The organism is Mycoplana sp. BE70, assembly GCF_031455855.1.
Classification (GTDB): Bacteria; Pseudomonadota; Alphaproteobacteria; order Rhizobiales; family Rhizobiaceae; genus Mycoplana.
In genome coordinates, this window is sequence record NZ_JAVDTM010000004.1 from 122566 (window position 1) to 139364 (window position 16799).

Below are 16799 nucleotides of genomic sequence, written 5' to 3' on the forward strand. Positions count from 1 at the left end.
CCCAAAGGCTGTGAACGGTTTTGCCGCGCCCTCCCCACAGACTGCGGCTGCCGGAACCTGCCAATGTCCGGTCTTCTTCTTGTAGGCCCCTATCCCAGTCCAAATCGGCCGCTAAATCAAGCCATCATAGGCGCAAGCCCGGCAGGACGAGCCCGCCGCGCAGTCAATCCATCCATCAAGTGGCGCGTAACCATGTCTTATGCCGTGGTCGTCAAGTGCGCGATTCGCCCGCGGGCGGCCGACATAACGCGCGAGAGCGGCCGCCGCCTCGAGCTGCGCCTCTCCGAGTTCAAGGTCGATCTAGCGTAATGCACGCGACCGGCTGAAGCGCATCGAGGTTCTCAATGCAGCCGTTGCTCGATGCGCAGGGCCGGATGCTGAAGGCTGTAGAGAAGGACCGTTACCAGGTCGAAAGTAGCCGCGTCTCGTGCGACTTCCGGAAAGCCGCACGGGTCCCAAGGAGAAGATTGGGAAATCGTGAAGCCATTGAAATTGAAAGTGTTTGGTGGGTGATCACGGGCTCGAACCGTGGACCCGCTGATTAAGAGTCAGCTGCTCTACCAACTGAGCTAATCACCCGTCCAGAACCGCGTCGCTGCGGTCTGGTGCGGCGTATAATGGGGTTCACCGGGCTTGTCTAGCCACTCTCCGAATTTTTCTTCGGCACAGCAACATTTTTTTGATGCGGCCCGCCGGCGGCGTGTTTTTCGATGCAGATGCCAGGGCGTGATGCGGTCGGGCGACCGAACAAGAGATTGAATTGATGCGGAAACCTGCCTAGCGGGGATTGAACAACGGAGCCAGCGGTAGCCCGCCCCCGACCGCTACAGTTCCAGGATACCGGAGGCGATGCGAATGGCCTGTCCGCCGATCCGCGCTCCGGCGATCTGCCCCGCGGCAATGTCGAGATGCAGGTGGATGAGCGAGGGGCGGCCCATCTCGACCCCCTGCTCGACAAGGATCGGATGATGTCCGTCGACCATCTGGTCGAAGAACTGGATGGCACCGGACAGCGCGGCCACCGCCGCCCCGGTCGCGGGATCTTCCTTTATTCCCATCTCAGGGGCAAACATCCGCGCATGGAAACGGGCGAGATGATTGACCCCGCCGCGGCAATAGAGATAGGCCGCCGCGAGCCGCCCCTCCGCGAACGGAACGCAGCGCTGCCATATCGCCGGGTCAAACTCCGCGTCCGACGCGGCGAGAAGATCGTGGACCGGTACCATCACGAACGCGACGCCGGCACTCCACAGAGAGGGCACGTGGTTCTCGAAACCGATCTGCGTCGGCTTGAGGCCGAACGCTTCGGCGATGCTCTGGCGCTCTAGGACGGCGTCCAGGTGCACTGACTTGCGCGGCAGGTCGAACTCGGCGAAGGAGGCTCCCGTCGCCGGGATCGTCACTGCACAGCGTACCGGGCCGATCTTCTCCTCCAAAACACTGACCAGATCGAGCGGTCTGGCGTCACCGCCGTTCAGCATCTCCGCGATCGCGATGGCCGCGCCGACCGTTGGATGACCGGCGAAAGGCAGTTCGTAGCCGGCCGTAAAGATACGCACCTTCGCGGTATGGGCCGGTTTGTTCGCCCGCTGCACGAAAACCGTTTCGGATAGGTTGAACTCGCTTGCAATCGCCTGCAATTGAACATCGTCCAGCCCATCGGCATCGAACACGACGGCAAGCGGGTTGCCTGCAAGCCGACGGTCGGTGAAGACGTCATAAATGGCGTATCGGCGCGACACCAATTGCTCCTTGGACGATCGTATCGCCCGGCAAACTGCACGAGCTTTCCGCTCGCGGCAAGGGTAAATCACCCACCGCCCATGCTCGAAGGACCAGCCGCGACCAGCGGCTGCCCGCGAGTTCGCTTCGATTGGGGACACCCGCTTCAGCCGAAAGGGACGCGACTTTCTAACGTCCTGGATGCACACCTGCAAGATAGTGAAGGCCTCCCCGTTCCGCGAACGCTCCCGGACGTTTCGAAGGGGGCCCACGCGTCATATGTCGAGGGTCATGACAACCGGGCAATGGTCGGACGCTTTCGGCCGGTCCCAGCCGATGCGTGGATAGCGCTCCACCGCCTGCCCTGGCGGAAAGGGCGTCCGAAATGGCTGTCCGGCGCGGATGATCTCCGGAACCCTTGTGTGGTTGCGGCGCGACAGCGCCGGCGAGAGCAGGATGTAGTCAAGCTGGCAAAGATGCCGGTCAGCCGGCCCCATGTTGTGGAAGAGCGTCCAGCGATCGTCTTCCGCCCGGCGCAGCACCGGGTTTTCGACGAAGCCGTCCCAGGTGAAGGCATCGATGCCGCTCCGTTCCTCCGCGACCCGCCTGAAAGTGTAGCCGTTGCGGCGGTCGCCCTCGACGGCGAGCTTTTCCTGGTAGTCGTTCATGTCGCCACAAATGGCGAAGTGCTTGTTGGCCGTGTTGCCGGCACCGAAGCGGTCCTCGATGATGCGCCGCACCGCTTTCGCCTCGGCCGTGCGCACCGGCATCGTGGCCGACCTTCCGTCCAAGCCCCCGTTCCCCGGCCCCATCGACTTGAAATGCACGACATAGAGGGTCAGCGGCCGCCCGCCGATCCTCAGGTCGAGTTCCAGGCAGTCGCGCTTGAAGACGCGATCGTCCGGCATGAGCGGTGCAAGCTCGGGGCCATAGAGATCGAGGTCACGATAGGTCACCGCGGCATGGCTGCGCACGTCCACGCATTCGATTTTCTGGCCGTCGAGGGTGTGCTCACGCATCAGCACCGCCACGTCGATTCCGCGCTTGTCGTTCCCCTCGATCAGGTAGCGCTGCCGATAGCCGTTGCCGACCATTTTGAAGAGATAACCGTACTCGAAGGCCTGCAAGGCCTCCATGTTGTCGACCTCCTGCAGGCAGAGGATATCGGCGTCGGCATCGGCGATCGCAAGCGCGGAGTGCTGGCGGGCGTCGTCGGTCAGCGCGATCGTGCGTGCCTCCTCCAGGCGTTGATACTCCGCCTCACTGCGAATCTTGAAGAGGCGCAGCACCCGATCCTGACGCGTCTGGTTGCGAAAACCGACGGACTCGAATCGGGACATGAGATTTTCAATATTGAAGGTGGCCAGTCGAAGAGACATGAGGATACAACCGTTGCAGTGAAGCGGAGTGTATACGCAGCCGGCCGAATGGGAAGCCTCCAGAAATCCGCCGGAGGGATGCAGAAACACATGTCCCTGCGCGTTGCGGCAGCAGCGTCGAGGCGATTGTCGGCGCGGCGCCCCGAGGGCTAGACCAAGCCCGCGGAGCTCCGATCGATATGAACGCCTCTGGCACGACTCGCTGCTTAGGCGAGCTCTTCGCCGATCAGCGCCCCCAGACGGGAAATGCCCTCGTCGATCGTCTTTTCGTCGGCGCAGGAGAAGGAGATGCGGAAGGTGTTGGCGCCGCTTCCGTCGGCGTGGAACGCCTTGCCTGGAACGAAGGCGACTTTCTTCTTCTCGATTGCCTTGGCGAGCAGGCTGGCGCCGTCCATCCCTTTGGGCAGCGTCACCCAGATGAACATGCCTCCCTCCGGCCGCGTCCAGTTGACGCCGTCGGGCATGTATTTGGCAAGTGCCGCCAGCATCGCATCACGCCGCTGGCCGTAGGCCGCCTTGATCTTCTTGACCTGTGCGTCGAACCCGCGCTCGGCGACGTGGGCGATCGCCATCTGGTTGATCGTCGAGGAGTGCAGGTCAGCCGCCTGCTTCATCAGCACGAGCTTGCGGATGACGTCCGAATTGGCAACCACATAGCCGACACGCAGGCCCGGCGCGAGGGTCTTGGAGAAACTGCCGCAATAGATGGTGCGGGTGGAATTGATGTCTCCGCCCTTACGCGCCAGTTCCAGCGCCAGGATGGGCGGGATCGCCTCGCCATCGTAGCGCAGCGACTGGTAGGCGGCGTCCTCGATGATGGCGATATCCAGTTCCTCGGCGAGTTCGATCAGCTTCTCGCGGCCGGCCCGGTCGACGGTCTCACCGGTCGGGTTGGAGAAATCGGCCGAAAGATAGGCAAACTTGACTTTGCCGCCGGCCTCCGTCGCCGTCTGGCGGTAGCCCTCCGGTGTGCGATTGCCGTTCAGCGTCAGTTGGTCGTAGTTCGGCTCATAGGCGTTGAAGGCCTGGAGCGCGCCGAGATAGGTCGGCCATGTGACGAGGGCGGTGTCGCCGGGAGAAAGAAACAGCTTGCCGAGGTAGTCCAGCCCCTGCTGCGAGCCCGAGACGATGAAGACGTTGTCGGCGGAACAGGCGACGTCGAGCTTCTTCATCTCACCTGCGATCCACTCGCGTAGCGGCTTGTAGCCCTCGCTGACCGAGTACTGCAGCGCGGCGTTCACGGCACTACCGGAGAAGATGTCGGCGTATGCTGCCTTGAAGTCCTGGTCCGGAAACAGCGCCGGGTCGGGAATGCCGCCGGCGAAGGAAATGATGTCCGGACGGTCCAGGAGTTTCAGCAGTTCGCGGATTTCCGACGCCTTCATCCGGGACGAACGCGTGGCAAAGATATCTTCCCAGTGCAACATGGGGCTTTCCTCGGAATTTCGTAATGAGGGAGAGAATCACACGGGCCAAATTAAGTCAACGGTACTGACCTATAACCGCGCGCTCCACCGGAGCCGTACTACCGCGAACTCGTAGCGGCAAGAGCCCCGGCCCCGACTTCAATTGCCGATTTTCCGCTTCAGTCGTTCGTGCAGGTCGCGTGCCGTGGCAAAGCCCTCCCGCCAGCCCTGGGCGCGCACAAAATCGGGAATGGCCGATGCCGGCATCGGTCGGGCCAGCGCATAGCCCTGCAGAGTGTCGCATCCCATGTCGCGCAGCATCTGCACATGGATGGCCGTCTCGGCTCCCTCGGCCGTGACGGCGATATCCAGCGAACGGCCGATTTCAATGATCGTGCCGACGAGCCGGCGCTGCGCCATCGAATGGACGATCGGCTTGACGAGTTGACGATCGATCTTCAACCGACGGGGCAAGAGCCGTATCAGCCCGACGATGGATGCGTGTCCGGTGCCGAAATCGTCGATCTCGATATCGATGCCGCGCTTGCGGATTTCCGCCAGATTATCGAGTACCGTTTGATCGCACTCATCCAGAAAGATCGACTCCAACAGCTCGAACGAAAGGCGCCCGGGCTCAATCGGAAGTGCGCGCAAGGAAACTCCCAAATCGGGATCATGCAGCCGGCGGGACGAAACGTTGACGGACAGCTTTGGTATCCCAAGTCCGGCGTCATCCCATGCCTGGAGATCGCGAACGGCCCGCTCCAGGATCTGCCGGTCGATCGCCGCAACGGCGTTGAGCTCCTCGGCAATCGGAAGGAACGTATCAGGCGCGAGAATACCCCGTTCGGGATGATGCCAGCGCGCCAATGTCTCGACGCCGACCAGATCAAGCGTGCGGGCGCAGAACTGCGGCTGGTAATAGGGAACGAATCGATGTTGCTCGAGCGCCGCCATGATCTCGTCGGCATTTCTTCTGCTGGTCTCGATTTGCGCCTGAAAGTCGCGCGTGAAGAACTCATGGCGCCCGCGCCCGCCGTTCTTGGCCCGGTAGAGGGCAAGGTCGGCATCGACAAGCAGTTGCTTGCCATCGATCGAGGGGTCGGCAGCGCTGGCAATGCCGATGCTGGCGCCGACACGGCAGATATTGCCCTGGAACGGGACGGGTTTGCACATGGCCCTTACTATTCGATCGGCGAGTTCCCCGAGATGGCGCTTAGGCGATCCACACACCAGAAAGACGAACTCGTCCCCGCCGATCCGGGCGACGAAATCCTCCGGCCCCATCTGCGCGGTCAGAACGCCGGCCGCATGCGTCAGCATTCGGTCCCCGGCCGTATGACCGAGCGTGTCGTTTACCTCCTTGAAGCGATCGAGATCGATGTGAAGAACCGACAGGCGCGTTCCGTTCTGCGCGGCGATTCGCGCCCGCTCCTCCAGCGCCGAATCGAGATAACGTCGGTTCGGCAGGCCGGTCAGATGGTCATGCAGCGCGGTGTACTCGATCCGCGCCCTCGCCTCCTCCAGCGCCGCACTGCGAGCCTCGGCGAGATCCTTGGCGCGTTGAAGCTCCTGCTGCAGCAAAACGTCTTCGGTGACATCCCAATTTGCGCCGATGAGCCGCCGCACGCCATTGACGTCGACGAACGGCGCACCCCGGGCGCGGATATGGCGTATCTCGCCGCTCCGCACGATCCGGAAGGCATGACTGTATGGCGCACCATCGGCAACCGAGCGCGCCACGTCGGCGAGCGCCGATTGCCGATCGTCCGGATGGACCGAATCCTCCCAATCTGTCGGCCCGACGGGTTTGCCCCCCTTGCCGTACATCTCCCGAACGCGCTCGTCCCAACTGACGGCTTGGGTGTCGAGATCGACCTCGAACACACCGATGCGCGAGATATCCAGCGCCAGTTCCAGTCGCCGCGACAGTTGCGCAAGTCGCTCCTCGGCCGTCTTGCGCTCCGTGATATCGGTATCGGTTCCGGCAATCCGCGACGGTCTGCCGTCTGGACCGTACTCGACCACCGCACCCCGGCTTTCGATCCAGATCCACTGACCGTTGCGATGCCGCTCGCGATAGGAAAAGACGTTGAAGATCGCTTCGGCGCTTTCCTGTCTGCTGATTTCCACGAGAACCCGCTCGCGGTCATCTGGGTGAACGCTCTCGATCCAGGCCTCGAGCGATCCGTCGACGGTCTCGTCCGGCGCCAATCCGCGTATCGCTTTCCACCGACGTGAATAGAACATTTCGCCCTTGGCGAAGTCGTGGTCCCACACACCCTGGCCGGCGCTCTCAAGCGCGTGGTTCCAACGGCTTTCGCTGTCGGCCAGTTCGAGCTCACGGCGCTTGCGCTCATCGATGTCGACGAGGTGCACGCCGAGCCGACCCTCCTCTCCTTCGCCGTAACGCGCGATTGACAGCAGGCACCAGAACGACATGCCGTCCTTGCGCTGCAGACGAAGTTCCAGGGGCCGCGGGGAGTCATCGCCGGCATTCGCCGCGGCCACCGCGTCTGCAAGAACACGTCTGTCGTCGGCATGTGCAAGCTGATCAAGTGAGGGCAGATCCCCCACGTTGGCGACGCAGAACATATCCAGCAAGGCCGGGTTGGCGGCGGCAAATTTCAGAGAAGGATCAACGCCCCCGAGCCCAAATGGCGACAGTCGGGCAAACATGCCAAGCGGATCGCTCTTGCACGAATTCAACTCTTGATCGACCAATAAACCCATGTGCTCGGCGCCTGCATGCGGAATACAAACGGCAGCATCTGAGAATTGGATGAAGTTCCGATTAATGCCGGAGACTGAAGTTGATCTGTTGTCTCCCGCATTTGTTGCATGCAGAGACGGACGAACTCAGACCTTCAGGCGGCCGAGGAATTGCGCGAACACCATGCCGCCTTCCGGCCAGGGGCCATGACCGGATTCGGTGTTGATGTGTCCCGACTGGCCCGCATCGACGAGGAGCGATCCCCAGGCATTCGCAATGTCTTCCGCGTGCTCGAAGCTGCCGAACGAGTCGTTGCGGCTTGCCACCATCAAAGAGGGGAATGGAAGCGGGTCGCGCGGATAAGGGCCGAATGTCATCAGGTGTTTTGGTCGGATCGCGGGATTGGCAACGTCGGGAGGAGCGACGAGAAAGGCGCCGACGATCTTGTGGCCCACCGTCGGCACCGCATGGATCGCCGTCGCGACGCCGAGCGAATGGGCGACGATCACCACCGGCTTCTCCGCCGCCTCGACTTCTTCGACGACGCGTCGCACCCAATCTTCCCGCACCGGCTTGGACCACTCGGCCTGCTCGACGCGACGCGCGGTCGAAAGCTTCGCCTGCCACCGGCTTTGCCAGTGTCCAGGCCCGGAGTTCGTGTAGCCGGGTATGATGAGAATATCTGCTTCAGACGCTTTCATAATGCAGCGATGTGCGTTCGCAATGCCCTGGAGTCAAGGGGCAGGACAACCCGGTTCAACGATGTTATGGTTTAGCGACATCTAAAAGACCTCCGTGAGGCGACCCATGGTTTGCCCACGGCGGCCCTGACGGCTCAACCGGCTAGGAGGACTGAGTATGGCCACATTTCACGTGATGTCGGGCGCACAACAGGGAGCCGCCCAGCCCGTGGTCCGCAAGATCAGCATCGGCGAGGTCTGGGACGCGTTCTGGCTGGGATTTGACGACTTTCGAGAAAAGCCGTCGCACTACGTTTTCCTCTGCCTGATATTTCCGATATCCGGCTTGGCCCTCATCACCTGGAGTTCCGGGGCCAATCTCCTGCCGATCATCTTCCCGCTGATGGCCGGGTTTGCGCTGCTCGGGCCTGTCCTTGCGTTGGGCCTCTATGAAGTCAGCCGCCGCCGAGAAGCCGGTCTCGACAGTTCCTGGCAGCACGCGCTCGAGGTCCGGGATTCTCCCGCCCTGCCGGCCATCCTGGCGGTCGGCGCCTTCCTGCTCGCGCTGTTCATCACCTGGATCCTCGTCGCGCAGTACCTCTACGCGAGCCTCTTTGGCCCAGAGCCGCCGACCTCGTATTCGGCCTTTCTGTCCCAGATCTTCGGCACCACCGCGGGATGGACGCTGATCGTCCTCGGCAATCTCATTGGCTTCTGTTTTGCGGTTATTGTTCTCGCGATGACGGTCGTGGCCTTTCCGCTGCTGCTCGATCGCGACGTCGGCGCGGTGTCCGCCTTGGAAACCTCGCTTCGCGCGACCATGACCAACCCCATCCCGGTCGCCTTCTGGGGACTGATCGTCGCCATCTGCCTGTTCATCGGCACGATCCCGGTCTTCGCGGGTCTCGCCGTCATGATGCCGATCCTCGGCCACGCCACCTGGCATCTGTATCGCAAGCTGGTTGTCGCCGAGAAGTGACCGCCGGCTAGGCTTGGGCTGCGATGCCGCATCCTGGGATTGGACGATGGAGATTGCCGTCGTCCATTTCCAGACCGTCTGCGTGCCGACGAACGCGAGAGTTGTCGCTAAACAGGAAATTGCGCACCACCGACCCGAGCTTCAAAATGGGGTCCGATGGCGACCGCGTCAGGCCTTGCCTTCCCCGCCATAGAGGCTTGCAAGCACGAGCGCGGCGATCGCACTCAGGATCATCACATCGAACCAGGCGAAATAAGAGAAAAACGTTGCCATCACACTATCCTCCCCGATCGTGAAACGACACTGAGAAGAGTGTGTTCCCTTCGCGCGATGATTGCAACGGTCATTTTTCCCGACAAAACCGCGGGATAGCGTAGCGCTGACCACTGGCCTTACGTGACCGAACCGCCGAGGCAGGCGATGAATGGCGCGGCGAAGCAATTCTCGGCGCACACCCCGAAAACGATCCGCAGGCAGTCCGCACGGGGAAAAGAAAAAGCCGGGACAATGTCCCGGCTTCTTCGTCTTTGAGCTAGTTTCCGAACCACCACCGCTCGCATTCGCATCGACGGATGCGACGATGGAGTAGCAGCCAAACGAGTGCTTAGTTGACGGCCTTGTCGACCAGCTTGTTCTTGCCGATCCAGGGCATCATGCCGCGCAGCTTGGCGCCGACTTCCTCGATCTGGTGCGAATCGTTGTTGCGGCGAATGCCCTTGAAGCGGGCGCCGCCAGCCTTCCATTCCTGCATCCACTCGGAGGTGAACTTGCCGGTCTGGATGTCCTTCAGGACGCGCTTCATCTCGGCCTTCGTCTCGGCGGTGATGATGCGCGGGCCGGAGACGTATTCGCCCCACTCTGCGGTGTTGGAGATCGAGTAGTTCATGTTGGCGATGCCGCCTTCATAGATCAGGTCGACGATCAGCTTCACTTCGTGCAGGCACTCGAAATAGGCCATTTCCGGCGCGTAGCCGGCCTCGACCAGCGTTTCGAAGCCGGCGCGGATCAGTTCGACCAGACCGCCGCAGAGGACGACCTGCTCGCCGAACAGATCGGTTTCGCACTCTTCCTTGAAGTTGGTCTCGATGATGCCCGAACGGCCGCCGCCGACGCCGCAGGCGTAGGAGAGCGCGAGATCAAGGGCGTTGCCGGAAGCGTTCTGGTGAACGGCGACGAGGCAGGGAACGCCGCCGCCCTTCTGGTATTCGCCGCGAACCGTGTGGCCCGGGCCCTTCGGCGCGATCATGACGACGTCGACCGAGGACTTCGGCTCGATCAGGCCGAAATGGACGTTCAGGCCGTGAGCGAAAGCGATCGCCGCGCCGTCGCGGATGTTGCCGGCGATGTCGGCCTTATAGATGTCGGCCTGCAGTTCGTCCGGGGTCGCCATCATCAGAAGGTCGGCCCACTTGGCGGCTTCGGCAACCGTCATGACCTTGAAGCCGTCGGCTTCGGCCTTCTTGATGGTCGGCGAGCCGGCCTTGAGCGCGATCACGACGTTCTTGGCACCGGAGTCCTTCAGGTTCAGCGCGTGGGCGCGGCCCTGCGAGCCGTAGCCTACGATGGCGACGTTCTTGGCCTTGATGAGGTTGAGATCGGCATCACGATCATAATAGACGCGCATTGATGTTTCCTTCCCTTGCTTGTCCGTTTTCCTCGAGCGAACGCCCTACGCGTCCGCCATTGCTTCCACGCCGTAGAGAGCGAGGAAGGACGTCACCGCCCGTTCCGCCCGCCCGGCGAATTCCTTCTTCAGTTCCTTCGGGTCCTCACCGAGCAACATACGCAGATGCGCGTCGGTAACGATCAGTCCATACAGCGTGCCGTAGGCTGCGTCGGCATCGTCGAAGGACAGCAGCCCCGCCTTGCGCCCGGCCTCCAGCAGCATCGCCGCGCGACGCCCGATCTGGCGCCGGCCACGCTCCTCCAGCAGGCGCCCGAGCGTCGGCGCGCCGCGACCGGTTCCGCCACGGTTCGTCTTGCCTACCGTCTGGCCGATCGCCAGCCGGTTCAACGCCAGCGACACGTCGCCGGACAGGACGTCGAGTAGATCATGCGCGAAGGCCGCCAGGTGCCGGCGCAAGCCGTCGACCGTCAGCGCCTCGGCATCGACTTCGACGGTGCGGACCTTGCCCGCCTGATAGGAAATCATCGCCGACAGCAATCCGTCGCGGTCGCCGAACCATTTGTAGAGGCTTTCCTTGGAACAATTGGCAGCGCGCGCAACGCCAGCCGTAGTCACGGCCTTCTCGCCGCCCTCGACGAGCAGATTGAGCGCGCTTTCGAGCACGGCATTCTGCCGGTCGGTCAAGCCGGCCCGCTCCCCTGTCCCCGCGCTCTTTTGGGCGATCTGCATGTGCCAATCCTTGCGTACCGTACGGTACGGTTCGGCATCGTTCTAGGCCATCTTGGCGCGGGTGGTCAACTGCAAAATATTGCTCGCGCCGTTCGGCAAATCGTACCGGCCAATCGAGGAAAATCGCACACCGCAGCGGCATGAATGTGGTGAATTCAATGGAAGGCATCACGCCCCTCGCGACTCAGTCGGACGCGCTCGCGGTTTCGCAGCCATTCGCAGAGGCGCCGCCCGCCACTTGGAACCCCATCAAGCACTTGGAGCTATCGCCTGATTGCGGCCACCCGACCTCCGGGACGCAGGTGATTCTGAAACGCGAACACAGGATTCCGTCCAGAAAATCGCAAAAAGAAGAGCATGAATCACAACATGCACAGATCGCCTCAACCGTTTGAACTGAAACAAAATTCCCTGAATTCAGCCGAAAAACATATATTCGCGCATCATTTTTCTCTTCCCAAGACATTTCATCTCGATAGAATTGGTGAGGCCACCGCGGGATTGCGAGTTCGAAATCGTGCGGCGCCGCTGCAGGAGTACGCAGCCAACCCCGACGCCAAGGAGACAGAAAATGCTAAATTTCCTGCCGGACCTTCACGAAGGACACGCTCCCATCACCCTGCAACACCTGTTTCGCGATGCCATCGACGCCTTCGTCGACTGGAAGGTTGGCGAGGCCGAGCCATATGTAATGCACGATGGCATGCTGGTACCGATCAATACGGTTTTCGACGCCTTGCGCGACTGCACCGACATCGTCCCCAAGACCGTCAGGGAAATGGTGACCGAGCGACTGACCAAACCCTGGGACGGCGAAGGCCCGCTGGATGCAATGACGTTCTCCACCGCTGCGCGCGTGATGGGTGTCCTGATCCGCAAACGCCGCCTTCAGGAGGGACTGAACGAGACGGTCTTCGTGACAAGTGAGCGCCGCGCCGCGCCGCCACTTCACTAACGATCCGCACACTCCCGGGCCACCCCCGCGCACGATGGCGCGGCGGTGGCCTTTCCCGTTCCGCCGGGAGGGGAATCGATCCGCGATTGTGCCCAAAGTATGCAAAGTGTCGACGATCAAAGCACTTTTCGGACTCATCTTGACCTTTACAGTAAAATCCCCTATGTGACGGCGATCGAGATTTGAACGACGACTTTTGCTTTTGCGCTCTCGGCGCTGTTGACGAACTTCCCCTTCAAATTCGACCAAGCTGGATCATCGGTCGGTTTGGCCGGTTATCCGATAATGATTTGCCGAGGAAAGGTTTCGTCATGGCAACTGGTACTGTCAAATGGTTCAACACCACCAAGGGTTACGGCTTCATCGCTCCCGATAGCGGCGAGCCGGATGTATTCGTGCACATTTCTGCTGTTCAGCGTGCAGGCCTCGCAGGCCTGAACGACGGCCAGAAGGTAAGCTACGAGCTCGTCCGCGACCGCAAGTCGGGCAAGATGTCTGCTGACCAGTTGGAAGCAGCCTAAGCACCCTTGAGGTGATTTCCGCCGTTGACCACGGATGTACTGGCAGCGGCAGGAAAGATGGAAGGCCGGATTTTTCCGGCCTTTTTTGTTGCCTGTTTTCCGGCCGAAAGCATGTCTCCCGAAAGGGCGACCGGTTTCGGGACATGCAAAGAACAGGAATCTTAAGCGTGGCAAGCAAATCTGAAAGACGCGACACGCTTTAGCGGTGGCGCAGTTATCTCGCGTAGCCGACGGGAACCGCGTTTCCGCTTTTGAGCACTTCCATCGAGATCGACGCCGACACGTCGAACAATTCGACCTTCCGCACGATCTCCTTGTAGATGACATCATAGTGCTCGACCCGCGGCAGGACGATCTTCAGGATGTAGTCGTAGTTGCCAGTCAGCCGGTGCGCCTCGACGATCTCGGCAATGCCGCTGATAGCCTTGCGAAAGAGCTCGATCCACTCGTCGCTATGGTGCGCCGTCTTGATCAACGCAAAGACCGTTGTCGGCACCCCCATCTTCTCGCGGTCGAGAACGGCAACGCGTCCCATGATATGACCGCTCTCCTCGAGCTTCTGGATGCGCCGCGCGCAAGCCGACAGCGACAGGTTCACCCGCTCGGCCAGTTCCGCGACCGGAACACCGGCATCCGCCTGCAGCAACGACAGAATCTTCGTGTCACGTTCGTCGAGAATCATGCGTTCAGCTCCGCCTGGAATCGATGTATGCGCGAATAATTCGCGCATATGATCATGCCCGCAACAAAAATGATGCATAGCGGTCTAGATTGGCGCCGCATTTCGCGAACAATTGCCGTCGCGCCCGGTGCATATTGCCTCCATCATCCTTTGGACAGTGAGGGGCAGGACATATGAAGACGATCGGTCTCATCGGCGGCATGAGTTTCGAGAGCACGGCGGTCTACTACCGCATGATCAACGAGGCCGTGCGCGAACGGCGCGGCGCTTTGCACTCCGCCGAGATCGTCCTCCATTCCGTCGATTTCCAGGGTATCGTCGACATGCAGAAGGCGGGCCGATGGGACCTCGCCGGTGAACGCCTCGGTAGCGTCGCCAAGGGCCTTGAGAACGCCGGGGCGGGTTGCGCGCTGATCTGCACCAACACGATGCATCTCGTCGCCGACACCGTTCAATCCGCCGTCAATGTCCCGGTCATCAACATCATCGACGAGACGGCGAATGCGCTGAAGGCGGCCGGCAAGCAGCGGCCCCTGTTGCTTGCAACCCGCTACACGATGGAGCACGGCTTCTATACGGAGCAAATGGCTCGAAATGGCCTCTGCGCCATCGTGCCGGAAGCCGACGATCGCGCAATAGTCCACGACGTGATCTTTCAGGAGCTTTGCGCCGGCAGGATCCTGGACGAGTCACGAGATCGGCTGCTCGGGATCATCGAAAAGGCCAAAATCGATGGCGCCGACAGCGTCATTCTGGGCTGCACGGAGATCTGCCTAATCCTGGATCCCGACAACCTTCCCCTGCCCGGCTTCGATTCCACCGCAATCCACGCCGCCGCAGCGGTCGACTTTGCCCTCGGCGGAGCAATCAGTACGCACCCGACATTGGCGGCCTGACGCCACAACTGCATTTGGCTTTGGCTATAAAAGCTGAAGTGCCGACCGGGCAGTAATCGGCCAAACCGATTTTGCCAGTCGGCTGCGCGGGTGCGGGCCGCATCCCAGTCGTCACAGAGCTGCGCGCCCCTGATCAGCACGCAATCCGTAAGTCAGCCTGCTTAGACATTCTGCCCGCAAGCGCGACGGAAGCGGCGCACCGTTTCCGCCATACCGTACACCAGCGCATCCGCGGTCAGGCCGTGTCCGATGGAGACCTCGGCAAGTGCGGGGATGCGCGCGGCCAGCGCGGGGAGGTTGGCGACGGTCAGGTCGTGGCCGGCATTGACGTCGAGGCCGAGATCGAGGGCAATCTCAGCAGTCTGCCCCAGCGTCTCCGCCAGTCTCGCCGCTTGCGCCGGGTCATCATAGCAGCCGCCATAAGGCCCGGTGTAGAGCTCTATGCGATCGGCGCCAACGTCCTTGGCAATCTTCAAGGCCTCGCGATCCGGGTCGCCATCGGCAAACAGCGAGACCCGCTGCCCAAGCTGCTTGACGCGACCGATCACTTTCTCCAGCAGCGCACGATCCTTGCGGAAGTCCCAGCCATGATCGGATGTCGCCTGCGACGGATCATCCGGAACCAATGTTACCTGTTCCGGTCGATGCTCTTCGACCAGGCGTAGGAAGCCCTCCTCCGGAAAGCCCTCCATGTTGAATTCGGCACCGGGGAAGGAACCGTCGATCAAGGTCCGGATCGGAGCGAGGTCGGAAAAGCGGATGTGGCGCTGGTCGGGCCGCGGGTGCACCGTCAGCCCGCTGGCACCGGCTTCAAGAGCGATGCGACCCAGACCCGTGACACTGGGCCACGGCAGGTCGCGCCGGTTGCGGAGCATTGCGATCGCGTTCAGATTGACCGACAGTTTCGCAGCCATGACACCACCTTCCTAGTTCTCGGAGGAAAGGTCTAGCCTGTTGTTTCCTTTCGTTCAATCCGCGTTTTTCCGGTATTGAGCACTCGCGGATGGATTAGCGCGTTCAATCGCTCTCCACACCCATCCGCAGCACGACAGCAACACTGAGTTGCTTTTTGATGATCTGCGACCAGACAACAACTTGCGCGCTCGGAAGTTTCACCGATAGGTTCGGCACAAAGATACGTACCTATCAACTCGCTAATGAATGACGACGAATGAGCAGCAACATGGTCGCAGCGGCAAAATCGCGGTGAAAGGCTCGGAAGCATCCGCCGAGACGGTCAAAGCCTGCGTGAAAGACATCCTTGCAAGCCGGGTGTTTTCACGGTCCGGACGGCTGCGCGCTTTCCTGGAGTATGTGGTCGAAAGCGAATTGGCGGGCAAGGCCGGCCAGCTCAAGGGGTATACGATCGGCGTCGATGTCTTCGGACGCCCGACGGGCTTTGATTCGGGTAGCGACCCGATCGTGCGCGTCCAGGCAGGCAAGCTCAGAAAGCTGCTCGAGGAATACTACGCGGACGAAGGAGCAAACGCACCGCTTCGCATTCGTATTCCGACCGGCAGCTATGTTCCCGAATACGAAATAGTGGCGGCGAGCAGCGAGGAGCCCGCAAAACCGGAGCCGGCGAACGCCGCGTCCGACCGGCCCGGGAAACAAAGGAGCTGGCGCCACGGCAAGCCCGCACCGGTCTCATCGCATCTCGCGCTTCTGACACTGTTGCCCTTGTTCGTCCTCGCGCCGGCGACCTACCCGAGGACCGCACTCACCACGATCGCAGATGCCAAATTTTCGGTCGAAGCAACAAGTGCCGAATCCGACCGCGGCACCGCATTGCCAAGCCTGCGGATCGAGTCCTGCCCGCAGGGCGACACTAAGTGCCGCGAATTCGCCGAGGCGATCGCAAACGCGGCTGGCTACTACCGGACGATTCGCTTGGAACCAGATACCGCTCCTGATCGGCCAGGTCCGCTCTTATACACCCTTCGCCTCGAAGCCGGCAGCAAGCGCGACGCCGTCTTTGCGCGCCTTGTGCATGACGAGAGCGGCGCAACGATACACGCGGAGCACTTTCCTGCCGGGGAGCTCGACGACAAGATCGGGGCTGCCTATGAAGCTGTCTCGTTTGCCGGCCGAATTCTTGCCGCGAACGGCCGAATCTATCAGCATGCGACTCAATCGGGCACGGTCAACGGCTTGATGACCTGCCTGCAGGAGGAAGCCCAGCAACGCTTGTCTGGTGGCGTCCCTGCGTCCTGCCGCCCCTCGCCTGGCCTTGATACCTCGTCGGCTCCTCTGCCCGCCGCAAGTCGTGTCGGCCATCCGCGCCAGGAGTACAGGACAACGTCCGTTTCTGCACGCGCCGATAACCAAATGCGGACTCGGATGCACCCCTAGATATAGGGGTATGAAAGTGTGCGCGCAGCGTTTAGTCTTTTCACATCCTGCAATACGGGCCCACGTCAACGGTGACGGCTGCCCTCGCGAGCGGGATGGAAAATCGAATTTTGATCGGGGACTTGTCGAATGCTTCGGCTCAGCAAGCGCTACCTCGA

Annotated in this window: 15 protein-coding genes and 1 tRNA gene; 6 read left to right on the top strand and 10 right to left on the bottom strand. The window is 61.5% G+C overall.

Going from position 1 to position 16799, the window contains the following annotated elements; translation table 11 throughout:
* Positions 1-503 precede the first annotated feature (503 nt).
* From J2Y48_RS09090 to J2Y48_RS09115, 6 genes are all read right to left on the bottom strand, one after another.
* A tRNA-Lys gene (locus J2Y48_RS09090) sits at positions 504-579 on the bottom strand.
* 245 nt (positions 580-824) lie between these two features.
* Positions 825-1742, bottom strand: coding sequence for a PhzF family phenazine biosynthesis protein (locus J2Y48_RS09095; RefSeq protein ID WP_310416066.1), 918 nt, complete (start codon positions 1740-1742; stop codon positions 825-827).
* Between the two features lie 255 nt (positions 1743-1997).
* Entirely contained in the window at positions 1998-3101 is a 1104-nt protein-coding gene (locus J2Y48_RS09100) for an endonuclease/exonuclease/phosphatase family protein (RefSeq protein WP_310416069.1), read from the bottom strand.
* A 206-nt stretch (positions 3102-3307) separates the two neighbouring features.
* A complete protein-coding gene (locus tag J2Y48_RS09105; RefSeq protein WP_310416072.1) occupies positions 3308-4528 on the bottom strand; it encodes a PLP-dependent aminotransferase family protein in 1221 nt (406 codons plus the stop codon).
* A 138-nt stretch (positions 4529-4666) separates the two neighbouring features.
* The gene (locus J2Y48_RS09110; RefSeq protein ID WP_310416075.1) at positions 4667-7240 is read right to left on the bottom strand and encodes an EAL domain-containing protein; all 2574 of its coding nucleotides are present in this window, start codon (positions 7238-7240) and stop codon (positions 4667-4669) included.
* 126 nt (positions 7241-7366) lie between these two features.
* Positions 7367-7921 carry an alpha/beta hydrolase gene (locus tag J2Y48_RS09115; protein ID WP_310416078.1) on the bottom strand — a complete coding sequence of 185 codons (555 nt, stop codon included), beginning with the start codon at positions 7919-7921 and terminating at the stop codon, positions 7367-7369.
* A 157-nt stretch (positions 7922-8078) separates the two neighbouring features.
* On the opposite strand from J2Y48_RS09115, the gene J2Y48_RS09120 reads away from it, so the two are divergent.
* Positions 8079-8879: a DUF2189 domain-containing protein gene (locus J2Y48_RS09120; protein WP_310416081.1), complete on the top strand. Its 801-nt coding sequence runs from the start codon at positions 8079-8081 to the stop codon at positions 8877-8879.
* Positions 8880-9483: 604 nt separating this feature from the next.
* Here J2Y48_RS09120 and ilvC read toward each other — a convergent pair.
* Positions 9484-10503 (bottom strand): ketol-acid reductoisomerase, encoded by a 1020-nt coding sequence (gene ilvC, locus J2Y48_RS09125; protein ID WP_310416084.1) that lies wholly within the window; start codon positions 10501-10503, stop codon positions 9484-9486.
* A gap of 45 nt (positions 10504-10548) precedes the next feature.
* Positions 10549-11235: a TetR/AcrR family transcriptional regulator gene (locus tag J2Y48_RS09130; protein ID WP_310416087.1), complete on the bottom strand. Its 687-nt coding sequence runs from the start codon at positions 11233-11235 to the stop codon at positions 10549-10551.
* Between the two features lie 158 nt (positions 11236-11393).
* Here J2Y48_RS09130 and J2Y48_RS09135 point away from each other — a divergent pair, with 158 nt between their 5' ends.
* From J2Y48_RS09135 to J2Y48_RS09145, 3 genes are all read left to right on the top strand, one after another.
* Entirely contained in the window at positions 11394-11630 is a 237-nt protein-coding gene (locus J2Y48_RS09135) for a hypothetical protein (protein WP_310416090.1), read from the top strand.
* 176 nt (positions 11631-11806) lie between these two features.
* Entirely contained in the window at positions 11807-12190 is a 384-nt protein-coding gene (locus tag J2Y48_RS09140; protein WP_310416093.1) for a hypothetical protein, read from the top strand.
* 311 nt (positions 12191-12501) lie between these two features.
* Positions 12502-12711 carry a cold-shock protein gene (locus J2Y48_RS09145; RefSeq protein ID WP_192245584.1) on the top strand — a complete coding sequence of 70 codons (210 nt, stop codon included), beginning with the start codon at positions 12502-12504 and terminating at the stop codon, positions 12709-12711.
* 214 nt (positions 12712-12925) lie between these two features.
* Here J2Y48_RS09145 and J2Y48_RS09150 read toward each other — a convergent pair whose 3' ends face one another.
* Positions 12926-13390, bottom strand: coding sequence for an Lrp/AsnC family transcriptional regulator (locus tag J2Y48_RS09150; RefSeq protein WP_310416786.1), 465 nt, complete (start codon positions 13388-13390; stop codon positions 12926-12928).
* 176 nt (positions 13391-13566) lie between these two features.
* Here J2Y48_RS09150 and J2Y48_RS09155 point away from each other — a divergent pair, with 176 nt between their 5' ends.
* A complete protein-coding gene (locus tag J2Y48_RS09155) occupies positions 13567-14289 on the top strand; it encodes an aspartate/glutamate racemase family protein (protein ID WP_310416097.1) in 723 nt (240 codons plus the stop codon).
* Positions 14290-14450: 161 nt separating this feature from the next.
* On the opposite strand, the gene J2Y48_RS09160 is transcribed toward J2Y48_RS09155, so the two are convergent.
* Positions 14451-15203, bottom strand: coding sequence for a pyridoxine 5'-phosphate synthase (locus J2Y48_RS09160; RefSeq protein ID WP_310416101.1), 753 nt, complete (start codon positions 15201-15203; stop codon positions 14451-14453).
* Between the two features lie 247 nt (positions 15204-15450).
* Between J2Y48_RS09160 and J2Y48_RS09165 the strand changes: the two genes are divergently transcribed.
* The gene (locus J2Y48_RS09165) at positions 15451-16641 is read left to right on the top strand and encodes a hypothetical protein (protein WP_310416105.1); all 1191 of its coding nucleotides are present in this window, start codon (positions 15451-15453) and stop codon (positions 16639-16641) included.
* Positions 16642-16799: the final 158 nt, after the last annotated feature.